General features: G+C 73.8%; 13 protein-coding genes. 12 read left to right on the top strand and 1 reads right to left on the bottom strand.

Annotation, left to right across the window (positions count from 1 at the left end; genetic code table 11):
• The first annotated feature begins 29 nt into the window (after nucleotides 1-29).
• The 7 genes from groL to glpD all read left to right on the top strand — a co-directional run bounded on the left by groL (nucleotide 30) and on the right by glpD (nucleotide 8,937).
• On the top strand, nucleotides 30-1,640 hold the full coding sequence (gene groL, locus UIS43_RS13805; RefSeq protein WP_013155029.1) for a chaperonin GroEL: 1,611 nt from the start codon (nucleotides 30-32) through the stop codon (nucleotides 1,638-1,640).
• A 287-nt stretch (nucleotides 1,641-1,927) separates the two neighbouring features.
• Nucleotides 1,928-2,524: a sigma-70 family RNA polymerase sigma factor gene (locus tag UIS43_RS13800; RefSeq protein WP_013155028.1), complete on the top strand. Its 597-nt coding sequence runs from the start codon at nucleotides 1,928-1,930 to the stop codon at nucleotides 2,522-2,524.
• 473 nt (nucleotides 2,525-2,997) lie between these two features.
• The gene (gene guaB / locus UIS43_RS13795) at nucleotides 2,998-4,494 is read left to right on the top strand and encodes an IMP dehydrogenase (RefSeq protein ID WP_013155027.1); all 1,497 of its coding nucleotides are present in this window, start codon (nucleotides 2,998-3,000) and stop codon (nucleotides 4,492-4,494) included.
• Nucleotides 4,495-4,614: 120 nt separating this feature from the next.
• Nucleotides 4,615-5,718, top strand: a complete 1,104-nt coding sequence (locus UIS43_RS13790) for a GuaB3 family IMP dehydrogenase-related protein (protein ID WP_041552882.1) — start codon at nucleotides 4,615-4,617, stop codon at nucleotides 5,716-5,718.
• 193 nt (nucleotides 5,719-5,911) lie between these two features.
• Entirely contained in the window at nucleotides 5,912-6,781 is an 870-nt protein-coding gene (locus UIS43_RS13785; protein WP_013155025.1) for a lytic transglycosylase domain-containing protein, read from the top strand.
• 30 nt (nucleotides 6,782-6,811) lie between these two features.
• Entirely contained in the window at nucleotides 6,812-7,060 is a 249-nt protein-coding gene (locus tag UIS43_RS13780) for a hypothetical protein (RefSeq protein ID WP_370010212.1), read from the top strand.
• Between the two features lie 155 nt (nucleotides 7,061-7,215).
• On the top strand, nucleotides 7,216-8,937 hold the full coding sequence (gene glpD, locus UIS43_RS13775) for a glycerol-3-phosphate dehydrogenase (RefSeq protein WP_013155023.1): 1,722 nt from the start codon (nucleotides 7,216-7,218) through the stop codon (nucleotides 8,935-8,937).
• Between the two features lie 131 nt (nucleotides 8,938-9,068).
• Here the strand turns inward: glpD and UIS43_RS13770 are convergent, their stop codons facing one another.
• Complete coding sequence (locus UIS43_RS13770; protein WP_370010208.1) at nucleotides 9,069-10,052, bottom strand: ABC transporter substrate-binding protein; 984 nt, start codon at nucleotides 10,050-10,052, stop codon at nucleotides 9,069-9,071.
• Between the two features lie 302 nt (nucleotides 10,053-10,354).
• Between UIS43_RS13770 and UIS43_RS13765 the strand changes: the two genes are divergently transcribed.
• From UIS43_RS13765 to UIS43_RS13745, 5 genes are all read left to right on the top strand, one after another.
• Nucleotides 10,355-11,386, top strand: a complete 1,032-nt coding sequence (locus UIS43_RS13765; protein WP_013155021.1) for a hypothetical protein — start codon at nucleotides 10,355-10,357, stop codon at nucleotides 11,384-11,386.
• Between the two features lie 47 nt (nucleotides 11,387-11,433).
• Entirely contained in the window at nucleotides 11,434-11,913 is a 480-nt protein-coding gene (locus UIS43_RS13760; RefSeq protein WP_358170596.1) for a transporter, read from the top strand.
• A gap of 67 nt (nucleotides 11,914-11,980) precedes the next feature.
• Nucleotides 11,981-13,585 (top strand): 3' terminal RNA ribose 2'-O-methyltransferase Hen1, encoded by a 1,605-nt coding sequence (locus tag UIS43_RS13755; RefSeq protein WP_071622756.1) that lies wholly within the window; start codon nucleotides 11,981-11,983, stop codon nucleotides 13,583-13,585.
• Nucleotides 13,582-16,176: a polynucleotide kinase-phosphatase gene (locus tag UIS43_RS13750; RefSeq protein WP_370010204.1), complete on the top strand. Its 2,595-nt coding sequence runs from the start codon at nucleotides 13,582-13,584 to the stop codon at nucleotides 16,174-16,176. The genes UIS43_RS13755 and UIS43_RS13750 overlap by 4 nt, the downstream gene beginning before the upstream one ends.
• Nucleotides 16,177-16,573: 397 nt before the next feature.
• Nucleotides 16,574-19,006, top strand: coding sequence for an endonuclease/exonuclease/phosphatase family protein (locus tag UIS43_RS13745; protein WP_071622754.1), 2,433 nt, complete (start codon nucleotides 16,574-16,576; stop codon nucleotides 19,004-19,006).
• Nucleotides 19,007-19,110: the final 104 nt, after the last annotated feature.

Below are 19,110 nucleotides of genomic sequence, written 5' to 3'. Positions count from 1 at the left end.
TTCGACCAGCCTGAAGAGGAAGCACCCACATGCCGAAGATCCTGGAGTTCGAGGACGACGCCCGTCGCGCCCTCGAACGGGGCGTCGACCGCCTCGCCAACGCCGTCAAGGTGACGCTCGGCCCGCGCGGTCGCAACGTCGTCATCGACAAGAAGTTCGGCGCCCCCACCATCACGAACGACGGCGTGACCGTCGCCCGTGAGGTCGAGCTGGACGACCCCTACGAGAACCTGGGCGCCCAGCTGGTCAAGGAGGTCGCCACCAAGACCAACGACGCGGCCGGTGACGGCACCACCACCGCGACCGTCCTGGCCCAGGCCCTCGTCCGCGAGGGTCTGCGCAGCGTGGCCGCCGGCGCCTCCCCGATGTCCCTGAAGAAGGGCATCGACGCCGCCGCCGCCAAGGTGTCGGAGATCCTCCTGGAGCGCGCCCGCCCCGTCGAGGAGCGCGCGGACATCGCCTACGTCGCCACCAACTCCGCCCAGGACGCCCAGATCGGCGACCTGATCGCCGAGGCGTTCGACAAGGTCGGCAAGGACGGCGTCATCACGGTGGAGGAGGCCCCGACCTTCGGTCTGGACCTGGACTTCACCGAGGGCCTCCAGTTCGACAAGGGCTACGTCTCGCCCTACTTCGTCACCGACGGCGACCGCCAGGAGGCGGTGCTGGAGGACGCGCTGATCCTGATCAACCAGGGCAAGATCAGCAGCCTCAACGACCTGCTGCCCGTGCTGGAGAAGGTCGTCCAGAGCAAGAAGCCCCTGCTCATCATCGCCGAGGACATCGACGGTGACGCCCTGGGCGCCCTGGTGCTCAACAAGATCCGCGGCACCCTCAACGTCGCCGCCGTCAAGGCGCCCGGCTTCGGCGAGCGCCGCAAGGCCATGCTCCAGGACATCGCGGTCCTCACCGGCGGCCAGGTCGTCGCCGAGGAGGTCGGCCTGACCCTGGAGAACGTGGACCTCGACGCGCTGGGCGGCGCCCGCCGCGTCACGATCACCAAGGACGCCACCACCATCGTGGACGGCGCCGGGGAGCAGTCCGAGGTCGAGGACCGCGTCCGCCAGATCCGCAAGGAGATCGAGGCGAGCGACTCCGACTGGGACCGCGAGAAGCTCCAGGAGCGCCTGGCCAAGCTCGCGGGCGGTGTCTCCGTCCTGCGCGTGGGCGCCGCCACCGAGGTGGAGCTCAAGGAGAAGAAGCACCGCCTGGAGGACGCCATCTCGGCGACCCGCGCGGCCATCGAGGAGGGCATCGTCGCCGGCGGCGGCGCCTCGCTGGTGCACGCTTCCAAGGCGCTGGACTCGGACGACCTCGGCCTGACGGGCGACGAGGCCACCGGTGTGGCGATCGTGCGCCGCGCCCTGGTCGAGCCCGCCCGGTGGATCGCGGAGAACGCGGGCGCCGAGGGCTACGTGGTCACCCACCGCGTGTCGGAGCTGGAGGTCGGCCACGGCTACAACGCCGCGACCGGCACCTACGGCGACCTGACCTCGCAGGGCATCCTCGACCCGGTCAAGGTGTCCCGCTCCGCCGTGCAGAACGCCGCCTCCATCGCGGGCATGCTGCTGACCACCGAGGTGCTGGTGGCGGACAAGCCCGAGGACGATGAGGACGACGGGCACGGCCACAGCCACTAGGCACGGCGGCCGGGCCTTCCGTGGGCCGCAGGTCCCAGGGCCCTCGGGCCTTCCGGACCCGAGGAACCCCGGAGCACGGCCACGGCGGCCGGGGCGCGTCCGGCGGACACGGCCCGGCCGAGACGGGGGCGGAGCGGTTGCTCCGCCCCCGCGCACTATCACGCACGTCACAGGTTTCCCTCGGCGGCACAGATGTTTTCGGGTGATTTTCCCGAAACGTGACCATTCTGTAGTTGCCGATCCGAGTGGTTCAGTCCGGCGGTGGGGGCATCATTCCTAGCGTGACGGTGACGGATGCAGGCGCCCGGGGGCAGCGGGACCACACGGGGTTGAACCATCTGGGATCGCTGGCGGTCCGGGGGGACGACGGGGCGATGGACTCGCTGCTGCGCGAGGTCCGCCCCATGGTGGTCAGGTACTGCCGTGCCCGCCTGGCCCGGGTCTCGGGGCTGGCCCACTACTCCGACGACGTGGCCCAGGAGGTGTGTATCGCCCTGCTCTCGGCGATACCGCGCTACCAGGACCGCGGCCGCCCCTTCGCGGCCTTCGTGTTCGGCATAGCGGCCCACAAGGTGGCCGACACCCTGCGCGGTGCGGGCAGGGTCGAGACGGTGCCCACCGACTCCGTGCCCGAGCGCCCCGACGAGGGGCCGGGGCCCGAGGAGTCGGCGGTGCGGGTGATCGAGGCCCAGCGGGCCCGGGAGCTTCTCGACGAGCTGCCCGAGCAACAGCGCAAACTGCTGGTCATGAGGGTCATCGCAGGACTTACGGCGGATGAGACGGGACATGTTCTTGGAATGTCGGCGGGAGCGGTACGGGTTGCCCAGCACCGAGCTATTGCTCGGCTTCGGCAGGTGGCCGTGGCGAACCGCCTCGTCCCCTGAGCACTCCGGACGCCCCCGGCCCGGACGCCGCCGGTGCCCCGACCGCCCCCGGGTGCGCGGATACTGCCGCGCCCTCGGGCCGTCGGGCTACCTCCGCCCCTAGAGCCGCCCCGTCCTCCCGAGGCGCGTGCCACGGGTCGGGTCATGGGGTGACCACCTCATGTGACCCGTTGTGCGGCGACCGCCACCGGGGACCGCGGCGACGGCTCGGAACGGCCCCGACCGCCGCCTCCCCCTCTCCCGGGGACGGCGGGAACGGGGGGAGGACCCCGGACCCCCTGGGGCGCAGGGGAAACCGCGTGCGGGGCGGGGGCGGAGAGAGGGCCGCGCAAACCGTGAGGCTGGTCACTTTCGGCCCGGGGTGACGGGTCAAACACCCTGTTCCACCGGAGGCGCACGGGACCACGACCTAGGATGAGACGACACGCGAGGGCGAGACCGCGCAGGTGTGCCGGGAAAGCGGAGGTTGTGTCATGGGCCAGAGCCAGGAGTACAGCGACTACGGGGACAAACTCCTTCCCCCCGGACTGACCTACGACGACGTCCTTCTGGTCCCGGCCTACTCCGATCTCCAGCCGGGCGAGGTCGACACCACCACCCGCCTGTCGCGCAACCTCACGCTGCGGATCCCGCTGCTGTCCGCGGCGATGGACACCGTCACCGAGGCACGCATGGCCGTGGCGATGGCCCGCCAGGGCGGCGCGGGCGTCCTGCACCGCAACCTCTCCGTCGAGGACCAGGCCAGCCAGGTCGACCTGGTCAAGCGCTCCGAGGCGGGCATGGTCACCGACCCGGTCACCTGTCAGCCCGAGGACACCCTCGCCGAGGTCGAGCGCCTGTGCGCCCACTACCGGATCTCCGGCGTGCCCGTCACCGACGGCGCCGGGATCCTGGTCGGCATCGTCACCAACCGGGACATGCGCTTCGAGAGCGACCGGGGCCGCCTGGTCCGCGACGTGATGACCACGGAGAACCTGGTCACCGCCCCCGTGGGCGTCAGCCGGGAGCAGGCCTTCGACCTGCTGCGCAGGCACAAGGTCGAGAAGCTGCCGCTGGTCGACGGCCAGAACCGGCTGCGCGGCCTGATCACCGTCAAGGACTTCATCAAGAGCGAGCAGTACCCCGACGCCACCAAGGACGCAGACGGCCGCCTCGTCGTCGGCGGCGCCGTGGGCGTGGGCGCCGAGGCGGAGGAGCGCGCCAAGCGGCTCGTGGAGGCCGGTGTCGACTTCATCGTCGTGGACACCGCCCACGGCCACTCCTCGGGGCTCGCGGACATGATCGCCAAGCTCAAGGCCAACTCGCGCGCCGACATCGTCGCGGGCAACGTCGCCACCCGCGCCGGGGCGCAGCTGCTCATCGACGCCGGGGCCGACGCCGTCAAGGTCGGTGTGGGCCCGGGCTCCATCTGCACGACGCGGGTCGTGGCCGGTGTGGGCGCCCCGCAGCTCACCGCCATCCTGGAGGCCGCCAAGGCGTGCGGCCCGGCGGGCGTCCCGCTCATCGCCGACGGAGGGCTCCAGTACTCCGGTGAGATCGCCAAGGCCATCGCGGCCGGGGCCAGCACCGTGATGCTCGGCAGCCTGCTCGCGGGCGTGGAGGAGAGCCCCGGTGAGCTGATCTTCATCAACGGCAAGCAGTTCAAGGCCTACCGGGGCATGGGCTCGCTCGGCGCCATGCGCGGCCGCTCCTTCTCCAAGGACCGCTACGCGCAGGCCGACGTGGCCAGCGAGGACAAGCTGGTCCCCGAGGGCATCGAGGGCCAGGTGCCCTTCCGCGGCCCGCTCCAGGCGGTCGCCCACCAGCTCGTCGGCGGTCTGCACCAGTCCATGTGGTACGCCGGGACCCGTACGCTGGACGAGCTGCGCGAGCGCGGCCAGCTCATGCGCATCACCAGCGCCGGTCTGCGCGAGAGCCACCCGCACGACATCAAGATGACGGTCGAGGCGCCCAACTACAACGCCCGCTGACGCGGCGGCCGGGCGGCCCGGCGCCGCCCCCCTTCGGGGTCGATAGACTCACGGCGGCAGGAAACGCGCCGGTAGACCGTCCGGCGAGGCACGTCAGAGGGGATCGAAACGTTGGCTCAGGTGGAGATCGGGCTGGGCAAGAACGGACGCCGGGCCTACGAGCTCGACGAGATCGGGATCGTGCCTGCCCGGCGGACGCGGGACCCGGAGGAGGTGTCCATCGCCTGGCAGATCGACGCCTACCGGTTCGAGACCCCGCTCGTGGTCAGCCCCATGGACAGCGTGGCCTCGCCCCGGACCGTCGTGGCCGTGGGCGAGCAGGGCGGCCTCGGCGTGCTCGACCTCGAAGGGCTCTGGACCCGCTACGAGGACCCGGATCCGCTGCTCCAGGAGATCCGTGAGCTCGACGACGTCGCCGCCACCCGGCGGCTCCAGGAGATCTACGCGGCGCCGATCCAGGAGGAGCTGATCGGCCGCCGGATCGAGGAGATCCGCGACGCGGGCCTGGTCACCGCCGCCCGGCTGTCGCCGCAGCGCACCGCCCAGTACCACAAGGCGGTCGTCGACGCGGGCGTGGACATCTTCGTGATCCGCGGCACCACGGTGTCGGCCGAGCACGTGTCCGGCCGCGCCGAGCCGCTCAACCTCAAGCAGTTCATCCACGAGCTGGACGTGCCGGTCGTGGTCGGCGGCTGCGCCACCTACACGGCGGCGCTGCACCTGATGCGCACCGGCGCCGCGGGCGTGCTGGTCGGCTTCGGGGGCGGCTCGGGCCACACCACCCGCTCCGTGCTGGGCGTGGCCGTGCCGATGGCCAGCGCCATCGGCGACGTGGCCGCGGCCCGCCGCGACTACCTGGACGAGTCCGGCGGCCGGTACGTGCACGTCATCGCCGACGGCGGCATGACCGGCAGCGGCGACATCGCCAAGGCCCTGGCCTGCGGCGCCGACGCCGTCATGGTGGGCTCCCCGCTCGCGCGCGCCACCGAGGCGCCCGGCGGCGGCTACCACTGGGGCAGCGAGGCGCACCACAGCGAGCTGCCGCGCGGCGAGCGCCTCCACGTCGGCACGATCGGCGACCTGAAGTCGATCCTGCACGGCCCGGCCTCCACCAGCGACGGTTCCATGAACCTCATGGGTGCTCTTCGTCGCACGATGGCCACCTCCGGCTACACCGACCTCAAGGAGTTCCAGCGGGTCGAGGTCGTGGTCAACCCGCACTAGAGGGGTGTGTTCGCCCAGGACACGGACCCGAAAGGGCCGCGCCGGTCCCAGCCGGCGCGGCCCTTCGCGTGTGCGGCCCCGCCGCGCGGCGGCCCCCCGTGCCCGAGGGCGCCGGGCACGAGGGGCCGCCGGTCGCGTACTTTGGTTCCGGCGTGATGTGGAATTGACGTTTCCTTGACGATGTGGAGAGCCCATGGGTGAACGACGCACGTCCGGGGCCGAGGGGCGCCGGAGTCGTGGCCCGCTGGTCGCCGTCTGCGTGACGCTGACGGTGTGCCTGCTGCTGACCGGTGGAGTGGTCGTCCTGGTCAACCGGATCTCCGACGCGTTCAACGAGTGGTCGCCGCCCAGCGCCTCGGGCGTCGAGCCGCCGGCGGGCACGATCCAGACCCCGCCCCACGACGAGCTCACCGGCCCGCCGGAGCCCGCGGACGTGGCCCCGGAGGAGGGCGACCCCGCCCCCGAGGAGGCGGGCGCCGACGAGCGCCAGACCCCCGCCGTCGAGGAGCGCCCCAGCGCCGAGTGGCTCGACCAGGTGTCGGAGGCGACCGGGATCCCGCGCCGGGCCCTGGAGGGGTACGCGGGCGCGCAGCTGGTGGTCGCCCGGGACCAGCCCTCGTGCCAGCTGTCCTGGCCCACCCTGGCCGGGATCGGCTACATCGAGTCGCACCACGGCACCTACGCCGGGGGAGAGATCGGCGACGACGGCAACACGACCGTCGACATCATCGGCATCCCGCTGGACGGCACCAACCGGACCCGGGCCATCCCGGACACCGACGGCGGCCGGTACGACGGCGACACCGAGTGGGACCGGGCGATCGGCCCGATGCAGTTCATCCCGCACACCTGGGAGCGCTGGGGCGACTCCCCGTCCGGTGGCGACCCCGACCCGCACAACATCGACGACGCCGCGCTCGCCGCGGCCCGGTACCTGTGCGCGGAGGGCCGCGACCTGACCGTCGCGGCCGACTGGGAGGCGGCGATCCTGGAGTACAACCGCTCCGACGAGTACGTCGCCGACGTCCTGGCCTACGCGCACGCCTACGCCGACGCGGCCTGACCCGGCCGTCTGACCAGACGGACTGATCCGGTGGTCCGACCCGGCGGTCGGCCCTCGCGGGCGGGCCGTCTCCGGCCCGCCTCGGGGGCGCCGCGCGCCCTGCCCGCCGACAGCCGCCGCCCCGGTCCGACCGGGTCCGACGCCCCCAGCGCGTTGACGGTCACCGCCGGACCGCTCCTGCTGGTCCTCGACATCTCCCGGGGCCAGAGCGTCAGCTGGGCCTTTCGGCAGAGCACCGCGGTCGCCGCCCTCCCCGCCCAGGCCCTGACGAGGAGGTGAAACGCTTCCCGCCCCCATCCGAACTCCCCGTGACACGCCGGTGCCGGACACCCGGTGTGATCATCGACCCCGGTTAGCCTGGGGCCCTCTCGCATGGACACGGGCCCGGGGCGGGTATGCGCCTGGGAGGAGACCCATCGAGACGGAGGAGACGGATGACTACCACCTGGCTGGGACCGAAGGGGCGCGCCGAGACGCTCGCGTCGATGGCCGACGAGGAACTCGACGTCCTCGTGGTCGGGGGAGGCATCGTCGGGGCGGGCATCGCCCTGGACGCGGTCTCGCGCGGACTGTCCACGGGGCTGGTCGAGGCGCGCGACTTCGCGTCGGGCACCTCCAGCCGGTCCAGCAAGCTCATCCACGGCGGCCTGCGCTACCTGGAGCAGTTCGACTTCGAGCTCGTCCGCGAGGCGCTCCACGAACGCGGCCTGCTCCTCACCACCATCGCCCCGCACCTGGTCCGCCCGGTGCCGTTCCTGTTCCCGTTCGCCCACCACTGGGAGCGCGCCTACATCGGCGCGGGCGTCACCCTCTACGACGCCCTCGCCATGAGCTCGCGCAACAACCGCGGACTGCCCACGCACCGCCACCTGACCAGGTCCGGGGCGCTGCGGGTCTTCCCCGCGCTCAAGCGCAGCGCCCTCGCCGGGGCCATCCAGTACTGGGACTGCCAGGTGGACGACGCCCGCCTGGTCATCAGCGTGCTGCGCACCGCCGCCGGCCTGGGGGCCAAGATCGCCTCCCGCGCCCAGGCGGTCGGGTTCCTGCGCGAGGGCGAGCACGTCGTCGGCGCCACCGTCGCCGACCTGGAGGGCGGCGGCGAGCGGCGCGTCCGGGCCCGCCAGGTGGTCAACGCCGCCGGGGTGTGGACCGACGACATCCAGGAGATGGTCGGCGGCCGGGGCCAGATCCACGTCAGCGCGTCCAAGGGCATCCACCTCGTGGTGCCGCGCGACCGCATCCAGGCCTCCTCCGGGATGATCCTGCGGACCGAGAAGAGCGTCCTGTTCGTCATCCCGTGGGGCCGCCACTGGATCATCGGCACCACCGACACCGCGTGGGACCTGGACAAGGAGAACCCCGCGGCGAGCCGGGCCGACATCGACTACGTCCTCGACCACGTCAACCAGGTCCTGCGCACGCCCCTGGGCCGGGACGACGTCGAGGGCGTGTACGCGGGTCTGCGACCGCTGCTGACGGGGGAGTCGGAGGAGACCTCCAAGCTCTCCCGCGAGCACACGGTGGCCCATCCCGTGCCCGGCCTGGTCCTCATCGCCGGGGGCAAGTACACGACCTACCGGGTGATGGCCAAGGACGCGGTGGACGCGGTCGCGCACGGCCTGGGCAACGGGATCCCGGCCTCGGTCACCGACCGGCTGCCCCTGGTGGGCGCGGACGGCTACTGGGCGCTGTACAACCAGCGCCACCGGCTGGCCCGGAACTCGGGGCTGCACGTCTCCCGCGTCACCCACCTGCTGCGCCGCTACGGCGCCTCGGTCCACGACCTGCTCGACCTGGTCCGGGAGCGCCCCGACCTCGGCCGACCGCTCGCGCACGCCGAGGACTACCTGCGCGCCGAGATCGTCTACGCGGCCGAGGCCGAGGGGGCCCGCCACCTGGAGGACGTCCTGTCCCGGCGCACCCGGATCTCCTTCGAGACCTGGGACCGGGGCATCGCCGCCGCCGAGGAGGCGGCCGAGCTGCTCGCCGGTCCGCTGGAGTGGAACGAGGAGCAGATCGGGCGGGAGGTCGAGTACTACCGCAAGGGGATCGAGGCCGAGCGCGCGGCGCAGGAGCAGGACACCGACCAGGAGGCGGACGCGATCCAGCACGGGGCCCCGGAGATCGTCCCGGAGGCCAACATCACGCGGCCCTGAGCGCGCGGCGCGGGCGGTTTACCCGGGGGAGCGCCGCCGGGGACCGCCCGCGTCCGAGCCGCCGCACGGTCGGGCCCTCGGCGGTCGCTCCTCCGCGGGCGGGGCCAGCGGGGACCGGCCGCCCGCCGCCCTCAGGAGAGCTGTCCGACGACCGGCTCCAGCTCGCCCCTGAGCCACTCCAGCCCGATGGGCGCGGGGGAGTTCAGCGCGTTGGCGAAGGCCAGGTCGGCGTAGTACACGGTCGAGGCCCCGACCGCGGGCAGCTCCTGGAAGAGGGGGTCCTCGGCCAGCCTGTCGCGGTCCTCCCCGGTCGGGGCCCACACCATGAGCACGTCGGCGTCGAGTTCCCCGGTGCGCTCCAGCGGCAGCGGGTCGCCCGTCTGGGTGTTGTCCTGGTTGTCGGCGGGCCGCAGCCCGAACAGTTCGAGCACCGAGCCGTTGCCGAAGGCGTACCGCCCCGGGTCGGCGCGCACCCACTGGTAGGTCCTGGAACCGATGTCGGGCACCCGCCCGCCGACCTCGGCGAACGCCGCGCTGATGCCGGTGATCAGCTCCTCGGCCTCCTCCTCCCTGCGCAGCGCTTGGGCGGTGGTGCGCAGGCGCGCGTCCCAGTCCACGTTGAGGGCCTCGGAGTCCGGGGCGACCGTCGGCGCGATGGCGTTGAGCCGCTCGAACGTGGTCGCGTCCGGAACCTGGTAGGTCTGGGCCAGGATCAGGTCGGGCTCCACGGAGGCGATGGCTTCGAGGTTGGGTCCGCCGTCGGCCGAGACCAGGCCGGGGTCGGCGATCCCGGCCAGCTCCTCGGCCAGCCAGGGGGTGGCGGCCTCCAGGGTCTCGGGGTCGGCGGCGACGGCGACCGGCGTCACCCCCAGGGAGACGGCCTCGTCCGCCGCGGCGAAGCCCAGGGCCAGGACCCGGCTCGGGCTCTCCTCGACCGTGACCCCGCCGTGCCGGGTCTGGACGGTCACGGGGTAGCCGTCGGCGCCGGGGGAGGACCGCTGGTCGGCCTCCCCGGCCCCGGTCGCGCATCCGGCCACGGCGGCGGCCAGCGCGATCGCCGCCACGGCCAGGCGCCTCCCGCGGCCGACCGCCGCGCGCTCCCGTGCAATCCTCACGTACGCCCACCTCTCACTCGTCGCGAAGCGCTGCTCCGCGCCGCACGGCGGACACGGGGGAGCCGTGGGGGCTCCCGCTCCAGCGCGCGGTTAAGGGAAGCCTTACCTTATTCTCTGCTTGCGGGAGGGTGCCACACCGCCCTCCCCGAAGCGGCGTCCGGACGCGGGACGGGTGCGCGGCCGGGGACCGGCGTCGCGCGTTCGCGGGCAGGTCCCCGCGTTCCCGAGCGGGTCCCCGCGCGGGCCCGCCGCCCCGTCGCCCCGTGGGCCCGAGGGGCCGAGGGCCCGCTACGCTCGGTCGCATGTGGCGATTCGTACGCAAACCAGCCAGGGTGCCGCGTCGGGGCGCCGACATCGGGGCGCACCTGGTACCGGAGGCCTTCGGAGTCGACCCGGTCCTGAGGACCGCGTGCGAGGCCGTCCGCGAGGGCGACCTCGAAGCCGGCACCCCTCTGCTCGTGGAGAGCCGGGAGGACCCCGAGACCCGCGTGCTGCGGGTCGAGGCGCTGGCCAGGGCCGCCGTCGACCTGCCCGAGGAGATCGTCGGACTCATGGCGGCCGGTGCCGACGGGGCCGACACCATGCTCTGGCTGGGCCACACGCTGCTGGCCCGCGCCCTGGTCCGGCCCTCCGGCGGGACCAGGGCCGACGAGAAGGCCGCCTCCGCCGCCCTGCACGAGGCGGTGGAGGCACTGGAGGCCGCCGCGCGGCTGCGCCCCGACGACGCGGCGCCCTGGGCCGGGCTCCAGACCGCCGCGATGGGCCTGGGCGCGGACCGGGAGGAGAAGGACCGGATCTGGCGTGAGATCACCGCCCGCGCGCCCCACCTGTTCCCCGCCCACACGGTCCGCACGCGCACCCTGTCGGCCGCCCGGGGCGGCAGCACCGAGGAGATGTTCGCGTTCGCGGGAGCCGCAGCCGACACCGCGCCCGCGGGCAGCCCCCTGCCGTCCGTGCTCGCCCTCGCCCACGCCGAGCACGTGCGCACGGAGCAGAAGCGCCTGCTCGCCGAGGGCAGCGCCCCCTACATCGTGGACATGGCCCTGGGCCGCCTGCACGGGGAGTCGGTCCAGGAGCTGTTCGAGCTCGCGCGGACGTGGGCCGCCGAGGCGGTGCCGCATCCGCGCGACGCCCAGGCCCACCACCTGTTCGGATGGGCCTTCCACCGGGCCGGGATGGCGCAGGCGGCGCACTGGCACCTGACCGCCGTGGGAACCGTGCGGTGCGATGTGCCCTGGTCCTTCTTCGGCCCCGCCCACACCGAACTGATCCGCGCGATGGCCGAACTCGGGGTCGATCCTGGCCGGGAGACCCAGGGGCCGGCGGCGACCTGAGTACCGCTACTCAGGTGGGGGCGACGCACAGCGGGCAGTCTGGGGACATGAACCACCGCTCTCCCGCCCCCGCCTCCACCCCCGCCCCCGTCTCGCGCACGGTCCCGCTCGCCGTGGCCGCGGCCCTCGCCGCCGCGGCCCTGGCCCACCTGGTCGGGTGGGGCGTCGCCCACGCCATGGACGCGGCCCACACGGCGCCCGACGCCAACATCGGCGCCGGGATGGCCCTGCTGCTCCTGCCCTTCCCCCTCGCCCCGGTCATGGCCTGGCCGCTGGCCCGGGCCCTCCGCCTGCCCCGCCCCGGGATCACGGCGCTGACCTGCGCCCCCGTGTACCTGCTGCTGGCCGTCGGGGTGTGGACCGTGTGGCCCGGCGCGGCCGACCGGGTGCCGCGGACCTCGTTCCTGCACCCCGTGCTCGAATCCATGTGGAGCCTGGTCGCCGCCAACGCGCTCATCCTCGCGGTCACGCTGGTCGCCGCGGCGCTGGTCGTCCGCGGCCGGTCCGCCCGCGCCGTCCGGTCCTGAGGGCGCACGTGCCCCGGCGCCCGAAAAGCCCTCGCCAGGGCCGCGGGGGCTCGGCCACAATGCACGGGTGCTACTGACGATCACGACCACGGCGAACCCGGCGACGGACCTCGGTTTCCTGCTGCACAAGCACCCCGACAGGGCGCAGAGCTTCGAGCAGTCCTTCGGCACCGCCCACGTCTTCTACCCCGAGGCCACCGAGCAGCGCTGCACCGCCGCGCTGATGCTCGACGTCGACGCGCAGGCGCTGCTGCGCACGCGCACGTCGGTGAGCACGCCCGACTTCGCACTGGCCCAGTACGTCAACGACCGCCCCTACGCGACGTCGTCGCTGTTCACGGTGGCGCTGGGGCGGGTCATGCGCTCCGCGCTGCGGGGGGACTGCAGGCAGCGCCCCGAGCTGGCGCGCACGCCGATCCCGCTGGAGCTGCGCATGCCCGCGGTGCCCTGCCGGGGCGGCGCCGAGCGCGTGCGGTCGCTGTTCGAGCCCCTGGGGTGGGCGGTGGAGGCCGAACCGGTCCCGCTCGACCCCGGGCTGCCCGGATGGGGCGACTCCCACTACCTGTCGCTCACCCTCACCGGCACCGTCCGGCTGTCCGAGGCGCTCAGCCACCTGTACGTGCTGCTGCCGGTCCTGGACGGCAACAAGCACTACTGGGTGGACCGCAGCGAGGTGGACAAGCTGCTGCGCGCCGGTGGGCTCGCCGCCGGTGACGCCGGGACCGGCGCGGCTGGTGAGCCCGCTGACAGCGACGGAACCGACGGGCCCGCTGAGCCCACCGTGGGCAACGGGCCCTCCGTGAGCGCCGAGAGCGACGGGCCCGCCGAGACCGGCTGGCTCGCCGGGCACCCCGAACGCTCCTGGATCGTCCGCCGCTACCTCAACCGCCGCGACGGCTACGTGCGGACCGCGCTGGCCCGCCTGGCCGAGGCCGACGACCTGACCGGGGACGGGGAGGGCGACGACCCCGGGGTCGAGGAGGCCTCCGCGGCGCCGCCCCTGGAGGAGCGCGCCCCCAGCCTGGCCGAACAGCGGGCCGGGGCGGTCATGGCGGTGCTGGCCGCCGAGAACGCCACCAGCGTCATCGACCTGGGCTGCGGCGCCGGACAGCTGCTCACCCGCCTGGTGCGCGACCGCTCCCTGGAGCGCGTCACCGGCGTGGACGTCAGCGTCGTCAGCCTCGAACGCGCCCACCGCAGGGTGTGCAGGGGCTGCGACCCGGGCGGGCGCGACCGCCACCGGCCCCTGTTCTCCGACACCGTCGCGGCCCGCGACCGCGGGGACGCGGGCCGCAGGCCGGAACTGCTCGTCGGCTCGGTCGTCTACCGCGACAAAAGGTTCGAGGGCTACGACGCCGCCGTCCTCATGGAGGTGGTCGAGCACATCGACCCCTCGCGCCTGCCCGCGATGGAGGAGAGCGTGTTCGGCTCCGCCCGGCCCCGCGTCGTCGTGGTCACCACGCCCAACGCCGAGTACAACACCCACTACGAGGGGCTGGAGGAGGGCGCCCTCCGGCACAGCGACCACCGCTTCGAGTGGACGCGCGCCGAGTTCACCCTGTGGGCGGACGGGGTCGCCGACAAGCACGGCTACCGCGTCCGCTACCTGCCGGTCGGGCCCGAACACCCCGACACCGGCGCACCGACCCAGATGGGAGTCTTCGTCCGATGAGTACGACCGAGAGGGACGGGGCCGCCGAGCCGCGCGTGCTCGGCGTGCCCGAGATGGGGCTCGTCGTGCTGGTCGGGGTCTCCGGTTCCGGCAAGTCCACCTTCGCCGCCCGGCACTTCGCGCCCACACAGGTGATCAGCTCCGACTACTGCCGCGGCCTGGTCAGCGACGACGAGAACGACCAGGCCGCCACCGCCGACGCGTTCTCGCTCCTGCACACCGTCGTGGACATCCGGCTGCGCCGGGGCCTGCTCGCCGTGGTCGACGCCACCAACGTGCAGAGCAGGGCCCGCCGGGAACTCGTGCGCATCGCCAAGGACAACAACGTGCTGTCCACGGCCATCGTGCTCGACGTCCCCGAGGCCCTGGCCCGGGAGCGCAACCGGGACCGGCCCGACCGCGACTTCGGCGACCACGTCATCCGCCGCCAGCGGCGCGACCTGCGCCAGAGCCTGCGGCACCTGCGCCGGGAGGGCTTTCGCAAGGTGCACGTGCTCCAGGGGCCCGAGGAGATCGACGCCGCCGTCATCGAACTGGAGCGCGCCTGGCCCGACCGCAGGGAGCTCACCGGCCCCTTCGACATCGTCGGCGACGTGCACGGCTGCCGCGAGGAACTGGAGGAGCTGCTGGGCGCGCTCGGCTACGAGCTGGCCCGCGACGACCTCGGGCGCCCGGTCGGCGCCCGCCACCCGCTGGGGCGCACGGCGGTGTTCGTCGGCGACCTCGTGGACCGGGGCCCCGACAGCCCCGGCGTCCTGCGCCTGGTCATGGGCATGGTCGCCGACGGCGACGCCCTCTGCGTGCCCGGCAACCACGAGAACAAGCTGGTCCGGGTGCTCAAGGGCGGCAAGGCCCGGCTCACGCACGGCCTCGCCGAGACCATGGAACAGCTGGGACGCGAGAGCGAGGAGTTCCGGAGGCGCGTGCTGGACTTCTGCGACGGGCTGGTCAGCCACCTCGTCCTGGACGGGGGCGCGCTGGTCGTCGCGCACGCCGGGCTCAAGGAGGAGTACCACGGGCGGGCCTCCGGCCGTGTGCGCTCCTTCGCCCTGTACGGCCAGACCACCGGTGAGACCGACGAGTACGGGCTCCCGGTGCGGCTGCCCTGGGCGCGCGAGTACCGCGGCCGGGCCGCCGTGGTCTACGGGCACACGCCCATGGTCAAGGCCGAGTGGGTCAACAACACCCTCTGCCTGGACACCGGCTGCGTGTTCGGCGGCAGGCTCACCGCGCTGCGCTACCCCGAGCGCGAGATCGTCGACGTGCTGGCGCGCCGCACCTGGTACGAGCCCGCCCGGCCGCTGACGGACACGGCGGACGGAGAACCCGCCACGCGCCCCGACGCCGCCGTGGACGTCACCGACATCGGCGTCGGCGACACCCGCACGGGCATGTTCGTGGAGACCGAGCACGGCCTGGTGCGCGCCGACGGAGGCAGCACCCTGGCCGCGCTGGAGGTCATGAGCAGGTTCGCGGTGGACCCGCGCTGGCTGCTCTACCTCCCGCCGACCATGGCGCCCGCGCCGACCTCGGCCGAGCCCGGGCTGCTGGAGCACCCGAACGAGGCCTTCGCCTCCTTCCGGGGCTCGGGGATCGGCGAGGTCGTGTGCGAGGAGAAGCACATGGGGTCGCGGGCCGTGGCCGTGCTGTGCCGGGACGCCGACGCCGCCGAACGCCGGTTCGTGCCCGGGGAGCTGGGCACCGTGTACACCCGGACCGGACGGCCCTTCTTCTCCGACCCGGCCCTCCAGGCGCGGGTCGTGGACCAGCTGCGGCAGGCGGTCACCGACGCCGGGCTCTGGGACCGGCTGGGCACCGACTGGGTCGCCCTGGACGGGGAGATGCTGCCGTGGTCGGCCAAGGCCCGGACGCTGATCCGCGAGCAGTACGCGTCGGTGGGCGCCGCCGCCCGCGCGGCCCTGCCCGCCGCCGGGATCGCGCTCGCCGCCGCGGCCGGGCGCGGTGTGCCCGTGGACGGGCTGATCGAGGGGGTCGCGCGCCGGACGGAGCAGGTGGAGGAGTTCAGCCGGGTCTACCGGCGCTACTCCTGGGACACCGACGGCACCGCCGGGCTCCGGTACGCGCCGTTCATGGTGCTGGCCTCCGAGGGGCGCGAGTACGGGGACGCCGACCACCTGTGGCACATGGCGGTCGCCGAACGGCTCGCCGAGGCCAGCGGGCTGGTCCGCCCCACCCGCTACCGGGTCGTGGACACCACCGACCCGGGCGCGTGCGCCTCGGCCGCCGACTGGTGGGCCGACATGGTCTCCACCGGCGGCGAGGGGATGGTGGTCAAACCCCTCCTGGGCGCCCGAGCCATGGGCCGCAAGGGCCTGGCACAGCCCGGGCTGAAGGTGCGCGGGCCCGAGTACCTGCGCATCGTCTACGGGCCCGACTACACCGACCCCGAGCGGATGGCGGTCCTGAAGGACCGCAACGTGGGCCGCAAGAGCGGGCTGGCCATGCGCGAGCACAAGCTGGGCCTGGAGGCGCTGGCCCGCCACGCCCGGCGCGAACCGCTGTGGCGCGTGCACGAGCCGGTGTTCGCGGTGCTGGCCCTGGAGTCGGTCCCGGTCGACCCGCGGCTGTAGCGGGCGGGGCGGCGGTCGCGCGGCGCTGACGTCGCGCGACCGCCGCCCTGGCGCTCCGCGTGATCAACGTCCGCGCGACCGCGAGCGTGCGGGGCTCGGCGGACCGAAAGCGTGGCTGGTGTGACGCAAGGTGCCGGCCGCGAGCGTGCGGGGCTCACCCGAGGCGGACCGGCCTTCCGGCCTGGCTCTTCGGCCCAGCTCTTCGGTCCGGCCCTCCGGCCCGGCCCTTCGGTCTGATCTTTCGGAGGATCCCACGAGGCGCGGGCGCCGCCGGACCGGTCCGATCCCACCGACGGCGTTCCGATTCGCCTCCTTTTCACGCCCTCTCTTTCGGTCGGACATCCGCAGGGGCCATGATGTGCACGCCCGTCAACCCCCACTCCCCTCCGGAGAAGATGTGTCCCCCAACCGACCCGGACGCCTGGTCGCGTCCACGTCCGCCGCGGCGGCGGTGCTCCTGGGCCTCGGGCTCACGTCCGCGCCGTCCGCCCTCGCCGACACCGCCACCCCGGTGGTCAGCGAGGTCTACGGCGGAGGCGGCAACAGCGGCGCGGACCTGCGCCACGACTTCGTCGAACTGGGCAACCCCACCGGCGAGGCGTTCTCCCTCGACGGCTGGAGCGTGCAGTACCTGCCCGCCAACCCCAGGCCCGCCACCCAGGTGCAGGTCACGGCACTGAACGGCGAGATCGGCGCGGACGGGTACTACCTCGTGCGCCAGGCGGCGGGCGCCGGGGGCAGCACCGACCTCCCCGCCCCCGACGCCACCGGCGGCACCAACATGTCCGCCACCTCCGGCACGGTCCTGCTCGTGCGGGGCACCGACCCCGTCACCTGCCGGACCGCCGCGGAGTGCACCGCGGACGCGTCCGTCGCCGACCTCGTCGGCTACGGGGACGCCGTCGTCCACGAGGGCGCGCCCGCGCCCCGGCTGGGCAACACCACCTCCGCCTCGCGCGACGACGCCCTCACCGACACCGGCGACAACGCGGCGGACTTCACGGCCGCGGCCCCCTCGCCCACCAACACCGCGGGCCAGACACCCGGCGGGGGCGGCACCGACCCCGAGGAACCCGTCGAGCCCGGCGACCTGCGCGTCCACGACGTCCAGGGCACCACCCGGACCTCCCCCTACGCCGGACAGCAGGTCACGGGCCTGCCGGGCGTGGTCACGGCGGTCAACCCCTTCGGCGGCGCGCGGGGGTTCTGGTTCCAGGACACCGAGGGCGACGGCGACCCGCGCACCAGCGAGGGGCTGTTCGTCTTCACCGGGTCCACCACCCCGGACGTGGCCGTCGGCGACGAGGTCCTGGCCGCCGGACGGGTCAGCGAGTACAGCCCCGCCTCCGGTGCGCAGACCATCACCCAGCTCGACCAGGCCCGCTGGACCGTCCTGTCCTCGGGCAACGCCGCGCCCGACCCGGTCCTGCTCGACGAGGACGCCGTCCCCGAGGCGTACGCGCCCGAACCCGGCGGCGACGTCTCCGCGCTCGACCTGGAACCCGCGGAGTACGCCCTGGACTTCTGGGCCGCGCACGAGCACATGCTCGTCCGCGTGGAGGACGCGCCCGTCGTCGGCGCCACCGACGACTACTCCGCGCTCTGGGTGACCACCAAGCCCGGACAGAACCCCACCGTCAACGGCGGCACCCGCTACGGCTCCTACGGCGACCCCAACTCCGGACGGATCAAGGTCGAGTCGCTGCTGGACCGCGACCAGCACCCCTTCCCCGAGGCCAACGTGGGCGACACCCTCGCCGGGGTCACCGAGGGACCCCTCTACTACAGCCGGTTCGGCGGCTACCTCATCCGCGCCACCACCCTGGGCGGGCACGTGCGGGGCGGCCTGGAGCGCACCGCCGTCCGCGACGCGCGGCGCCACGAGGTCAGCGTCGCCACCTACAACGTCGAGAACCTCGGCGGGCGCGACGACCAGGCCAGGTACGACGCGCTGGCGGCCGGGATCGTCGAGTCCCTGAACTCGCCCGACATCATCGGCCTGGAGGAGATCCAGGACAACACCGGCCCGACCGACGACGGCGTCGTGGACGCCGACGTCACCCTGGACCGGCTGGTGGAGGCCGTGGAGGCGCACGGCGGCCCCGCCTACGAGTGGCGGCAGATCAGCCCCGAGGACAAGCAGGACGGCGGCCAGCCCGGCGGCAACATCCGCAACGCGTTCCTGTTCGACCCCGAGCGCGTGCAGTTCGTCGACCGCGAGGGCGGCGACGCGACCACCGCCGTGGAGGTCGTGGAGGGCGGGCGCGGCGCCGAGCTGTCGGTGTCCCCGGGCCGGATCAGCCCGCGGGACGGGGCCTGGGACTCCAGCCGCAAGCCGCTGGTCGGCCACTTCCGCGCCCTGAACCGGGACGTCTACGTGGTCACCAACCACTTCAACTCCAAGGGCGGGGACGAGTCCCTGCACGGCGTCCACCAGCCGCCGCGGCGCACCAGCGAGGCCCAGCGCCACGCCCAGGCCGGGCTCGTGCGCGACTTCGCCGAGGAGCTGCTGGCCGTGGACCCCGAGGCCAACCTGGTGGTCATGGGCGATCTGAACGACTTCCAGTTCTCCCGGACCCTGGAGATCCTGACCGCCGACGGGCCGCTGCACAACCCGATGACGGACCTGCCCGAGGAGGAGCGCTACAACTACGTCTTCGACGGCAACTCCCAGGCGCTGGACCACATCCTGGTCAACCAGGCGCTCGCGGGCCGGGTCGAGTACGACATCGCGCGGATCAACTCCGAGTTCTCCGACCAGGTCAGCGACCACGACCCCCAGGTGCTGTGGCTGGACACCCGCCGCGGCACCCCGCCCGGGCGCCCCTGATCCCGCCCGGCTCCCGGCGCGACTTCCGCGCCGGGAGCCGGGTCCCCCGTGCCGCGAAGGCGACCGTCCCCCGGTCGCCTTCGCGTTTCCTCCGGGACGGGCCC

This window comes from Nocardiopsis sp. LDBS0036, from assembly GCF_041228755.1.
Lineage (GTDB): Bacteria > Actinomycetota > Actinomycetes > Streptosporangiales > Streptosporangiaceae > Nocardiopsis > Nocardiopsis dassonvillei.
Note: the sequence above shows the minus strand (reverse complement) of the source record. Positions and strands in the feature narration are given on the sequence as shown.

Coding starts and splice junctions, on each gene's coding strand:
- glpD (WP_013155023.1), top strand. CDS start 7,216: ATGACTACCACCTGGCTGGGACCGAAGGGGCGCGCCGAGACGCTCGCG.
- UIS43_RS13785 (WP_013155025.1), top strand. CDS start 5,912: ATGGGTGAACGACGCACGTCCGGGGCCGAGGGGCGCCGGAGTCGTGGC.
- UIS43_RS13765 (WP_013155021.1), top strand. CDS start 10,355: ATGTGGCGATTCGTACGCAAACCAGCCAGGGTGCCGCGTCGGGGCGCC.
- UIS43_RS13760 (WP_358170596.1), top strand. CDS start 11,434: ATGAACCACCGCTCTCCCGCCCCCGCCTCCACCCCCGCCCCCGTCTCG.
- UIS43_RS13750 (WP_370010204.1), top strand. CDS start 13,582: ATGAGTACGACCGAGAGGGACGGGGCCGCCGAGCCGCGCGTGCTCGGC.
- groL (WP_013155029.1), top strand. CDS start 30: ATGCCGAAGATCCTGGAGTTCGAGGACGACGCCCGTCGCGCCCTCGAA.
- guaB (WP_013155027.1), top strand. CDS start 2,998: ATGGGCCAGAGCCAGGAGTACAGCGACTACGGGGACAAACTCCTTCCC.